The organism is Acidimicrobiia bacterium, assembly GCA_040881685.1.
Taxonomy (GTDB): Bacteria; Actinomycetota; Acidimicrobiia; order IMCC26256; family PALSA-555; genus SHVJ01.
In genome coordinates, this window is record JBBECS010000032.1 from 78775 (window position 1) to 89281 (window position 10507).

General features: G+C 68.5%; 12 protein-coding genes. 5 read left to right on the top strand and 7 right to left on the bottom strand.

Features of this window, described 5'->3' with window-relative positions; genetic code table 11:
* From WEE69_07600 to WEE69_07610, 3 genes are all read right to left on the bottom strand, one after another.
* Positions 1-332: SDR family NAD(P)-dependent oxidoreductase (locus WEE69_07600; GenBank protein MEX1145153.1), on the bottom strand; the 332-nt coding region annotated here is incomplete at its 3' end.
* A complete protein-coding gene (locus WEE69_07605; protein ID MEX1145154.1) occupies positions 329-754 on the bottom strand; it encodes a nuclear transport factor 2 family protein in 426 nt (141 codons plus the stop codon). The genes WEE69_07605 and WEE69_07600, both read right to left, overlap by 4 nt.
* On the bottom strand, positions 751-2334 hold the full coding sequence (locus WEE69_07610; protein ID MEX1145155.1) for a FadD3 family acyl-CoA ligase: 1584 nt from the start codon (positions 2332-2334) through the stop codon (positions 751-753). Before WEE69_07610 ends, WEE69_07605 begins: the two co-directional genes overlap by 4 nt.
* Positions 2335-2426: 92 nt before the next feature.
* On the opposite strand from WEE69_07610, the gene WEE69_07615 reads away from it, so the two are divergent.
* Positions 2427-3449: a ferredoxin--NADP reductase gene (locus WEE69_07615; protein ID MEX1145156.1), complete on the top strand. Its 1023-nt coding sequence runs from the start codon at positions 2427-2429 to the stop codon at positions 3447-3449.
* On the opposite strand, the gene WEE69_07620 is transcribed toward WEE69_07615, so the two are convergent.
* Complete coding sequence (locus WEE69_07620) at positions 3437-4582, bottom strand: CoA transferase (GenBank protein MEX1145157.1); 1146 nt, start codon at positions 4580-4582, stop codon at positions 3437-3439. The genes WEE69_07615 and WEE69_07620 overlap by 13 nt on opposite strands.
* Before the next feature lie 96 nt (positions 4583-4678).
* Positions 4679-5632, bottom strand: a complete 954-nt coding sequence (locus WEE69_07625; protein ID MEX1145158.1) for an LLM class F420-dependent oxidoreductase — start codon at positions 5630-5632, stop codon at positions 4679-4681.
* Positions 5633-5740: 108 nt separating this feature from the next.
* Between WEE69_07625 and WEE69_07630 the strand changes: the two genes are divergently transcribed.
* Entirely contained in the window at positions 5741-6484 is a 744-nt protein-coding gene (locus tag WEE69_07630) for an SDR family NAD(P)-dependent oxidoreductase (protein ID MEX1145159.1), read from the top strand.
* The gene (locus tag WEE69_07635) at positions 6481-7098 is read left to right on the top strand and encodes a carboxymuconolactone decarboxylase family protein (protein MEX1145160.1); all 618 of its coding nucleotides are present in this window, start codon (positions 6481-6483) and stop codon (positions 7096-7098) included. Before WEE69_07630 ends, WEE69_07635 begins: the two co-directional genes overlap by 4 nt.
* A gap of 16 nt (positions 7099-7114) precedes the next feature.
* Here the strand turns inward: WEE69_07635 and WEE69_07640 are convergent, their stop codons facing one another.
* Positions 7115-7519, bottom strand: coding sequence for a cobalamin B12-binding domain-containing protein (locus WEE69_07640; GenBank protein ID MEX1145161.1), 405 nt, complete (start codon positions 7517-7519; stop codon positions 7115-7117).
* Positions 7519-9108 carry a methylmalonyl-CoA mutase family protein gene (locus WEE69_07645; GenBank protein MEX1145162.1) on the bottom strand — a complete coding sequence of 530 codons (1590 nt, stop codon included), beginning with the start codon at positions 9106-9108 and terminating at the stop codon, positions 7519-7521. The genes WEE69_07640 and WEE69_07645 overlap by 1 nt, the downstream gene beginning before the upstream one ends.
* A 137-nt stretch (positions 9109-9245) precedes the next feature.
* Here WEE69_07645 and WEE69_07650 point away from each other — a divergent pair, with 137 nt between their 5' ends.
* Together WEE69_07650 and WEE69_07655 are read left to right on the top strand one after the other, a co-directional pair.
* Positions 9246-10034 (top strand): enoyl-CoA hydratase/isomerase family protein, encoded by a 789-nt coding sequence (locus WEE69_07650; protein MEX1145163.1) that lies wholly within the window; start codon positions 9246-9248, stop codon positions 10032-10034.
* Positions 10035-10088: 54 nt separating this feature from the next.
* Positions 10089-10507, top strand: a 419-nt coding sequence (locus tag WEE69_07655) for a helix-turn-helix domain-containing protein (GenBank protein ID MEX1145164.1), incomplete at its 3' end; no start/stop codon positions are given.

Below are 10507 nucleotides of genomic sequence, written 5' to 3' on the forward strand. Positions count from 1 at the left end.
ACGTCCACTGGCTTGTCGAGGAACCGGACCATGTACGGGTCGGCACCCGCGTTGTAGATCAGCAGGCCGACGTCGAGGTCGGCGGTCGCTGCCGCGAGCTCGTCACCCGCATTCGCCGTGCTGAGATCCAGCGCGAGCGCCCTCGTCGTGGTGGCGACGGTGGCTGCCACGTCGTCGAGCGCCTCCTGACGGCGCGCTACGAGCACCACGTTGACGCCGCGGTCACCGAGCAGCCGAGCGACCGAGGCGCCCACGCCTTCGGATGCGCCGGCCACGACTGCCCACGGCCCATAGCGCTCCGCGAATTCGACCGGTTCGGAAGCCGCACTCACCCGAGGACTCCTTCGGACGCAAGGAGGCGGGTCATCGAGTACGTCCTGTTGCAGATCCGCCAACCGTCAGCGGCGCGCACGAGCTCGTCGGCGTAGTGGCCGACGGCCTCGACCCACCGCAATGGATCCTCAGTGAGGGTCAGCACGACATGCACGTAGGACGCTGCCGACGCGGTGTCGCCGTCGACGTCGATGACGAAGTTCGACATCATGTGCTGGGTTGCGATCATGTGCTCGTGGGCGCCCGTCATGTACTCCGTGATGGCATCGACACCGTCCCAGACCCCGGTATCGCCATAGTCGGCATGGACATCGGCAGTGAAGCAGGTCCGGAACAGCGGCCAGCTCTTGGTGTCGATGCCGGTGGCGTACCGGACGAGCACGTCGTGGATCTGCTCGCGATCTGAACGGTCTGCGCTCACGAGGCCGCGTCGGCCCGCGCCCGGAGCTCGTCCTTCACGACCTTGCCCGTCGCGTTGACTGGCAGCGCGTCGAGGAACTCGACGCTGCGGGGCACCTTGAAGTTCGCCATCTCACCGCGTGCCCACTCGATGATCTCGGCCGCATCGATCGGTGGTCCGGGATCGAGCACCACGAACGCCTTCGGGACCTCGCCGAGTCGGTCGTCGGGCACACCGATCACCGCCACCTGGGCGATGCGCGGGTGCCCGAGCAGGAGGTTCTCGATCTCCGCCGGGTAGGCGTTGAACCCGCCGACGATGAACATGTCCTTGATCCGTCCGACGATGCGCAGGTACCCATCGGCGTCCAACGTGCCGAGGTCACCAGTGTGCAGCCATCCCTCGGTGTCGATGGTGGCGGCCGTCGCGTCGGGGTCGTCGAAGTAGCTGCGCATCACGGTCTCCCCGCGCACCACCACCTCCCCTGGCTCCCCGATCGGTGCGTCTGCTCCCGCCTCGGTCACGGTGCGCACCTCGAACCCGGGCCACGGCACCCCGACCGTCGTCGCGATGTGATCGAAGTCGTCATCAGGCTTGCTGCCGGTGACGGTCCCGGCCTCGGTGAGTCCGTAGCCCGTGACGATGCGCTCGAACGGCAGCTCTTCGCGAACCCGGCGGATGAGCTCCACCGGGATGTCGGCGGCACCGGTGACCGCGGTGCGCAGGCTCGAGATGTCGCGGCTCGTGCGATCGGGATGGTCGAGCAACGAGAAGTAGATGGTGGGCGGGCCGGGGAGCATCGAGACGCGCTCGCGCTCCACGAGCTCGAGCACCACGCCGGCATCAAAGACGGCGACGGGGATCATGGTGGCGCCGCGCAGGAGCGACGCCAGGCACCCCGCCTTGTACCCGAAGATGTGGAAGAACGGGTTCGCGATGAGGTACCGATCACCCGTGCGCAGATCGGCGAAGTCGCACCAATCGAGGAAGGCGCGCAGTGTCTGGCCGTGCGTCATCACGACGCCCTTTGGGTTGCCGGTGGTGCCCGAGGTGAAGACCACGTCGCTCGGGTCGTCGGGGCCGATGGACGCGACGCGGTCGTCGAGGACCGCGTCGGTGACCGCACCTCCTCGGGCGAGGAACTCGTCCCACCCGATGCTCGCGCCGTCGGGATCGCCCGAGAGCAGGACGGTGTGCTCGAGCGCGGGGAGCTCGACCCCCGCGTCTGCGAGCAGCGCTGGGTAGTCCGTGTCGAGGAACCCACGCACGGTGAACAGCGCGCGGGCGCGGCTGCGATCGAGGATGTAGGCGGCCTCGGCACCCTTGAAGCGCGTGTTCACCGGGACGAGCACGCCGCCCGCCGTCGTCACGCCGAGCGCGGCGACGATCCACTCGAGCGAGTTCGGTGCCCATATGGCGACCCGATCGCCGCACTCGATGCCCGACGCGAGCAAGGCCCGGGCGGCGTCCGCGACCGCGGCGACGAGCTCGTGGAAGGTGACGCGCCGATCACCGTCGACGACGGCTTCGGCGTCGCCGAACCGGCGCGTCGCGTCCCGCACCATCGCGGGAATCGTCGGCCAGGTGACCTCGCTGCGCACGTACACCCCCCGCGCGGGTCGGAGAACGAGGTTAGCAATTAACGGATACCGGCTTATCATCGAGCCACGACCACGACCCGGGAACCTCTCTGATGGAGCTGCACGACCACGAGTACCACCTGCTCACCGTGGTCGACGTCGTCGACGAGACCGCCGACACTCGATCGTTCACCCTCGAGATCCCGCCCGAGCTCGAGGACACGTTCGCCTACTCGGCCGGGCAGTTCTGCACGTTCCGCGCCACGATCGACGGCGCGCCGGTCGTGCGCTGCTACTCGATGTCGAGCTCGCCGGATACCGACGACCCCTTCACGACGGCGGTCAAGCGCGTCCCCGAAGGGCTCATGTCGAACTGGATGAACGACACGTTGGCGCCGGGCGACACCCTCGAGGTGCTCCGCCCCACGGGCCTCTTCGTCCTCCACGACCGTGACGTGCCGATCGTCGCGTTCGCAGGCGGCAGCGGTATCACGCCCGTGATCTCGATCGTCAAGAGCGCGCTCGCTACCACCAACCGGCGGATCCAGCTGGTGTACGCGAACCGCGACGCGGACGCGGTGATCTTCGCCGGCGACCTCGAGCGATTGCGCTCGGAGTCCGATGGCCTGCTCTCGGTGCACCATCACCTCGACTCGGACGGCGGGTTCCTCGACGCCGCGCAGTGCGCGGCATTCGTGGGCGACGATGTGCACGCGGACTTCTACGTGTGCGGGCCGGGGCTGTACATGGACGTGGTCGAAGCGGGGCTCAACACGCTCGGCGTCACACCGGACCGGGTGTTCATCGAGCGGTTCGACGTTCCGGAACCCGCGGCCGCGAGCGTCGACGTCGAGGCCTCCACCGAGTCGGTGGTGATCAAGCTCGCCCAGCATGAGAACACGGTGCCGTACCAAGCGGGTGACACCATCCTCGAGACCGCGCGGCGCGCGGGGTTGAGCCCGCCCTTCTCGTGCGAGCAGGGCAACTGCGCCACCTGCATGGCCCATCTCGACGACGGCACGGTCACGATGCGAGTGAACAATGCGCTGTCACCGGACGAGGTCGATGAGGGCTGGGTCCTCACCTGCCAGAGCCTGCCCACCAGCCCGAAGGTGGTCGTCGACTACGACGCTTGATCGTCTCCATCGAGCAGCTCGCGGGTGTGCTCGTGCAGGCGCGGCGGCACCCGGTACTCCTGGGTCGCGTCCGTGACCCGGATCGGGTTGCCGACCATTCGCAACGGACCTTCGGGCGTATCGACGGCCACCACCATGCCGCGACTTCGAACGAGGTCACCGTCGAGCGCGTCGGCAAGGTTGACGACCTCACCGACGGGGATCCCGAGCGGGCGCAGACGCGCCACCCACTCTGCCGCCGAAGCCTTCTGGAACTCCGCGCCGAGCCCGGCAAGGAGCTCGTCTCGATGCTCGAACCGGGTGCGCATCGTCGAGAAGCGCGGGTCGTCCGCCCATTCGGGCCGACCGACCTCGGTGCAGACGCGGCGCCAGAACTCGTCGTGGCTCACGAACAGCGCGAGGTGGCCCGACGCTGTCTCGAACAGCTGCGCCGGCACATAGAAGGTGTGCGCGCCGAGCGGCTGCCGCGTCGGCACTTCGCCTCCGTTGAGGTAGGCGGCGGCCTTGTAGTTGAGCTGCGAGAGCATCACGTCGAACAACGAGACGTCGACCTGGCCACCCGTGCCTTCGAGCACCTTGGCCACGAGCCCGAGCGCCGCCATTGCTCCGGTGGAGTTGTCCACTGCGGAGTACCCGGCGAGCGTGGGCGGTCCGTCGGGCTCACCCGTCATCGCGGCGACGCCGGTACCGGCCTGGATCACGTAGTCGAATGCGGGCCAATCGGAGGCGGGGCCGTCGAGCCCGTACCCCGTGAGCGCGACGCACACGATCTTCGGGTTGAAGTGTCGCAGCGACTCGTAGTCGAGACCGAGCTTGCGGATCGTCGCCGGCCGCATGTTCACGAGCAGCGCGTGCGCGGTGGCCGCGAGCTTCCCGAGCTCCGCCTGTCCCTCGGAAGTGGAGAGATCGATGTGCACGCTGCGCTTGTTGCGGTTCAAGCTCGCGAAGTAGACGTTGTGCCCGTCGACGACGTTCGAGCCCACCTGTCGCGATAGGTCGCCGTCGATCGGCTCGATCTTGATCACGTCGGCGCCGAGGTCCGCGAGCAGCATCCCGCCGAACGGCCCGGCGAGGACGTGGCCGACCTCCAGCACGCGGATCCCGGCGAGCGGCCCCGCAGGCGGCGTGCTCACGCGCGGATCAGCCTTCCCGCTCTTGGCGCCTGGCGGCGCCGGGCCGCTCGGCCCCGGCTCCGGCGGCGCAGGGTACCTGCGCCGCTGACCCTCGCCTCAAAGGTCGGGGCAGACCGACGCGAGGAACGCCTCGGTCCGGCGTCGTGACTCGATGCGCGCCTCGCGGTCGGAGCCCATCGGGAGGATCCGGAAGGAGAGGTCGGTGGCACCGGCGTCGCGGAAGCTCTGCAGGCGCGCGAGCACGGCGGATTCGTCACCCGCAGCCAACAGGTCGCCGACCTCGCGAGCGTCCCCCTGCTCGAGAAGCCGCTCGTAGTTCGGTGAGTACTCGGCGTGACCGAGCGCCTGGTTCGACCAGGCCCGCGCCGCGTCCACTTCATCGTTCGCGCACACCACGACCGGAAGGCCAGCCACGATCCGCGGGCTCGGACGGCCCGCCTCCTCGGCCGCCTTCGTGATGCGCGGGACGATGTGATCACCGATGGCGCGCTCGTCCGCCATCCAGAGGATGGTGCCGGATGCGTGCTCGCCTGCGACTCGCAGCATCACCGGCGCGAGCGCGGAGACCAGGATCGGCGTCGGGGCGATGTCGGTGATGTCGAGCGGGTTGTGAACGCGAAAGCTGTCGTTCTCGACGTCGACCGGCGCGGGACCATTGAACGCGGCGTTGAGCACCTCGACGTAGTCGCGCACGAGGCGCGCGGGACGCTCGTAGTGCAGGCCGAGCATGTCCTCGACGATCCAGTGGTGTGACGGCCCGAGCCCCAACGTGAACCGGCCCTCGCACACCGCCTGCGTCGCGAGCGCTTGCTGCGCCATCGCGACCGGGTGACGCGTCTGGATCGGCATCACTGCCGTTCCCAGCTCGACGCTCGTGGTCGCCCGAGCCATCAGCACGATCGCGGTGAGGGCGTCGAACTCGTCCGGGATCTGCGGCACCCAGATCGACGTGAAGCCGGCCGCCTCGGCCGCCTCGGCATCGGCGACGAGCTTCGCGACCTTCTCGCGGTAGCGCCCCCGCTCGGGACCGATCATCAACCCGAACCGCACCGCTGTCCCCCTTGAGCGACGGTAATGGCATTCTCACCAAGAGAGAGCCAGCCTTGCACACGCCCTGGACCTCGTCCATACTCACCCAGCCATGAACAAAGAGGATGCATGACCCGCGTGGCAGTGGTGACGGGCGGTGCGTCCGGCATGGGCCTGGCGATCGGCCAGCGGCTCGCAGCGGACGGGCACCGGGTCGCGCTCCTCGACCTCGACGGCGGCGCGGCCGAGCGTGCGGCCGCGGACGTGCGGGGCACGGGCGCGCAAGCGATCGCGGCCACGGTCGACGTCGCAGACCGGGGCGCCGTCGATGCGGCGCTGGAGCTCGTCCGCGAGGAGCTTGGGCCGGTCGAGATCATGGTAACGAGCGCGGGACTCGACGCGTTCTCACCCTTCACCGACATCAGCGCGGAGATGTGGGACCGAATCATCGCCGTGAACCTCACTGGCACGTTCCACTGCCTTCAGGCGGCGGTGCCCGACATGCTTGCGGCCGGTTGGGGCCGGATCGTGACGATCTCGTCGTCGAGCGCGCAGGGTGGTGCAGCGCGGATGGCGCACTACGTCGCTTCGAAGGGAGGCGTGATCGGACTGACGAAGGCGCTCGCCGTCGAGCTCGGACCCCACGGCATCACCGTGAACACGATCCCACCGGGCGCGATCGACACACCGATGTCGCGCCGCGCGCAAGAATCCGGTTCGCTCCCCGACACTGAGATCATCGCCAAGATGATCCCGGTACGCAGGACGGGAACACCTGAGGACATCGCTGCCGCGTGTGCCTTCCTGTGCTCGGAGGAAGCCGGGTACATCACCGGCCAACAGATCAACCTCAACGGCGGCAGGTACCTATGAGCTCGACTGGCCCTCGAATCGCGCCACTGCCCACCGACGAGTGGAGCGATGAGGAGACCGCGGCACTTCGCGCCGTGTACGGCAACAAACCGGCCGACGCGCTCCTGTCCGACGACCCGGACTCACAGCCAATGCCGAACGTCCTCGCGACGCTGATGCGCCATCCCGCGCTTGCGCGGCCGTTTCTCAAGTACAACCACGCGCTCATGACCACACCGACCGTGGCGCCAAGACTGCGAGAGCTCATGGTTCTCCGCGTGGCGTATCGCACGCGCTCGACGTACGAGTGGGCGCAACACGTTCGCTTGGCACCGCGCTTCGAGATCACTGCCGAAGAGCTCGATGCCATCGCGCGCGGGGCCGACGCCGGCGTCTGGTCACCGCTCGAAACGGAGCTGCTCAGAGCGACTGACCAGCTCCTCGACCACTACCGCATCGACGACGACACGTGGTCTCGACTCGCCGAGCATCTCGACGAGCACCAGCTCATCGAGGTGGCGTTCATCGTGGGCACGTACACGTGCCTGGCGATGGTGTTCAACAGCGTCGGCCTCGAGCTCGATCCCGACCTCGACCCGAGCGCCGCTCCCCCGCTGCCCGACTCGGACGCGTAGGCCCCGCCGGAGCTTTCTACGGGGTCGTCGGAACTGCGGAGAGCGACCGCATGCTCTCGACGAGCTCCTCGATCGCAGTGCCCGTCGGGTAGACCGCGGCGGCGCCTGCCTTCTCGAGCTTCGCGACGTCGCGCTTGGGGATCGTGCCCCCGACCACGAGCAGCACGTCGTCGGCACCAGCCGCGCGCAGTGCATCCGCGGTCTTCTTGGTGAGCGCGACATGAGCGCCGCTGAGGATGCTCAGCCCCACGATGCGCACGTCCTCTTGCACCGCGACCGCGGCGATCGTCTCAGGACGTTGTCGGATCCCGAGGTAGATCACCTCGAACCCCGCGTCCCGCAGCGCGCGCGCCACGAGCTTCGCCCCTCGGTCGTGACCGTCGAGCCCGGGCTTACCGACCAGGACGCGTACCGGCGACATCAGAAGACCGCGGGCTGCTGGAACTCGCCCCACTCGTCCTTGAGCACGTCGACCATCTCCCCCACCGTGCAGTACGCCTTCGCGCAGTCCACCAGCAGCGGCATGAGGTTGACGTCGTCCTGGGCCGCGGCCTTGCCCAAGGCGCCGAGCGTCGCCTGCACGTCGCTCGCAGAACGCGTGCGCTTGGCGTCCGCGAGCCTCGCGAGCTGCCGCGCCCGACCCTCTTCATTCAGCTCGTAGCCCTCGACCTCGGGTGGCTCCTCGTCGGTCTGGAACCGGTTCACGCCAACGATCTCGCGCTCCCCCGACGCGACCGCTTGCTGCACGCGAAACGCCTCCTCCGCGATGAGACGGTGCAGGTACCCCTCTTCGACTGCTCGCACCATCCCGCCCCGGCGTTCGAGGTTGTCCATGATCTCGATGACGCGACCTTCCATCTCGTCGGTCAGCGCCTCGACGTAGTACGAACCCCCCAACGGATCGGCGACGCGCGCCACACCCGTCTCGTACGCGAGCACCTGTTGCGTACGCAGCGCGAGCGTTGCCGAGTCCTCGCTAGGGAGCGCGAACGGCTCGTCCCACGCGGCGGTGAACATCGACTGCACTCCGCCCAGCACCGACGCAAGCGCCTCGTAGGCCACGCGCACGATGTTGTTGTGCGCCTGCGGCGCGTACAACGACGCGCCACCGGCGACGCAGCCGACACGGAACATGCACGAGCGGTCCTCTTTCGCGTCGTAGCGCTCGCGCACGATGCGCGCCCACCGGCGCCGCCCGGCCCGGTACTTCGCGATCTCCTCGAAGAAGTCGCCGTGCGTGTAGAAGAAGAACGACACCTGCGGTGCGAACTCGTCGATCGTCATCCGCCCCCGCCCGATCACCTCGTCGCAGTACGTGATGCCGTCCATCAGCGTGAACGCCATCTCCTGCGCCGCGTTGGCACCGGCGTCACGGAAGTGCGCGCCGGCGACCGAGATCGCGTTGAAGCGCGGGATCTCGTCGGCGCAGAACTCGATCGTGTCGGCAATGAGCCGGAGCGACGGGCGCGGTGGCCAGATCCACGTGCCGCGGCTCACGTACTCCTTGAGGATGTCGTTCTGGATGGTGCCCCGCAGCTGGGCCCGGTCGACGCCTTGCTTCTCACCGGCCGCGACGTAGAAGGCGAGGATGATCGCCGCCGTCCCGTTGATCGTGAAGCTCGTGCTGATCGCGTCGAGCGGGATCTGATCGAACAGGATCTCGACATCGGCGAGAGTGTCGAGCGCGACGCCCACGCGGCCGACCTCTTCTTCCACATCAGGATGATCGGAGTCGTAGCCGCATTGGGTGGGGAGGTCGAACGCCACCGAGAGCCCGGTGCCCCCCTGCTCGAGGAGGTAGCGGTAGCGCTCGTTCGACTCTTCCGCGGTGCCGAAGCCCGAGTACTGGCGGATGGTCCACACGCGACCGCGGTAGCCGTCGGGGAAGTTGCCGCGCGTGAACGGGAACGTACCCGGGGGTGGGATCGATTCGGCTGGCGGGAGATCGGCGGGCCCGTAGCTCTCGGCCAGCGGGATCCCGGCCTCGCTGCGCACCGCGCCGTCCCCCATCACCACGGTCGATTCTGCTTCGGCGTCCCGGCCATCCGGCCACGCCTCCGCTTCATCTCCATGTCAGCGAGCGTAACGGAAATGACCGAAGTCGAGAAGGGCGCCTACGAAATCTGAGAGTGGTATTCTCGCCCGTGATGGGCAACCCCGCGACGCGGACGTCGGGTGACGTGCGGGTCGAGATCAAAGCCGGCGTCGCCGTCGTCACCATCGACCGACCCGAAGCGCGCAACGCGATCAGCCTCGGGACCGCCGATGAGCTCGATGCGAGCCTCGACAAGATCGAGGCGGCGGACGCGGCAGTAGTCGTGATCCGCGGCGGTGGCGACCGGGCGTTCGTCTCGGGCGGCGACCTCAAGGAGCTCAGCGCCATCCGCACCCACGCCGACGCCGTCGGCATGGCCAGTCGCATCCGGCGTCTGCTGGATCGGATCGCCACCTTCCCAGTGCCGGTGGTCGCAGCATTGAACGGGCACGCCATGGGCGGCGGCGCCGAGGTCGCCATCGCGGCCGACATCCGCATCGCCGCCGACGATGTGAAGATCGGCTTCAACCAGGTGGCCCTCGGCATCATGCCGGCCTGGGGTGGTGCGGAGCGGCTGGCCCACGTGATCGGTCGGGGGCGGGCCCTCCTCGCCATCGCGACCGGTGAGCTCTACGACGCGCCGGCGGCCCATCGCCTCGGGCTCGTCGACATCGTCGTGCCCCGCGCCAGCTTCGACGACGAATGGCGCAAGCTCGCGCGCGCGATGGCGGCTTCGGCGCCCGGGACGACGCGCGCGGTGAAGGCCGTGATCGGAGCCTCGGCCCCCGCGGCTCACCCCGAGCTCGAGGCGGACGCCACCGACGCGTTCGCACGACTGTGGACCGCCGATGCGCACTGGGCCGCGGTCGACGCCATGGAGCAGAAGCGGAGAACGGGTTGATGCACACCCAGCAAAGACGCTTTCTCAAACCAGCGCGCGGGTACGGTCGGACGAATGGAAGCGGGTTCTGAGATGGCCGCAGCCAAGACCGAAGACGTCAGCGAACCCGCGTGGCGCAAGCGTGCTGTCTCGCGAAGCCTGCACGCCGCGCGCTCCCGGGCCGAGCAGCGAGTCCAGCGATTCCTGGATGCTGCGTTCGAGCTGATCGACGAGAAGGGCACCGCCGACTTCACGATCCAAGAGGTCATCGACCGCTCGAAGCAGTCGCTGCGCGGCTTCTACCAGTACTTCGACGGCAAGGACGAGCTGTTGCTCGCCCTCTACGAAGACTCGATCGTCGAGTCGGCGGCAGACCTCAGCGACGCGATCGAGGGCATCTCCGACCCCATGGCGCGTCTCCGCGCCTTCGCCATCCGGCTCCACGAGTGGTGCGAACCCGTCACGACACCCCGCAAGCGCGGTGCGCACAACCG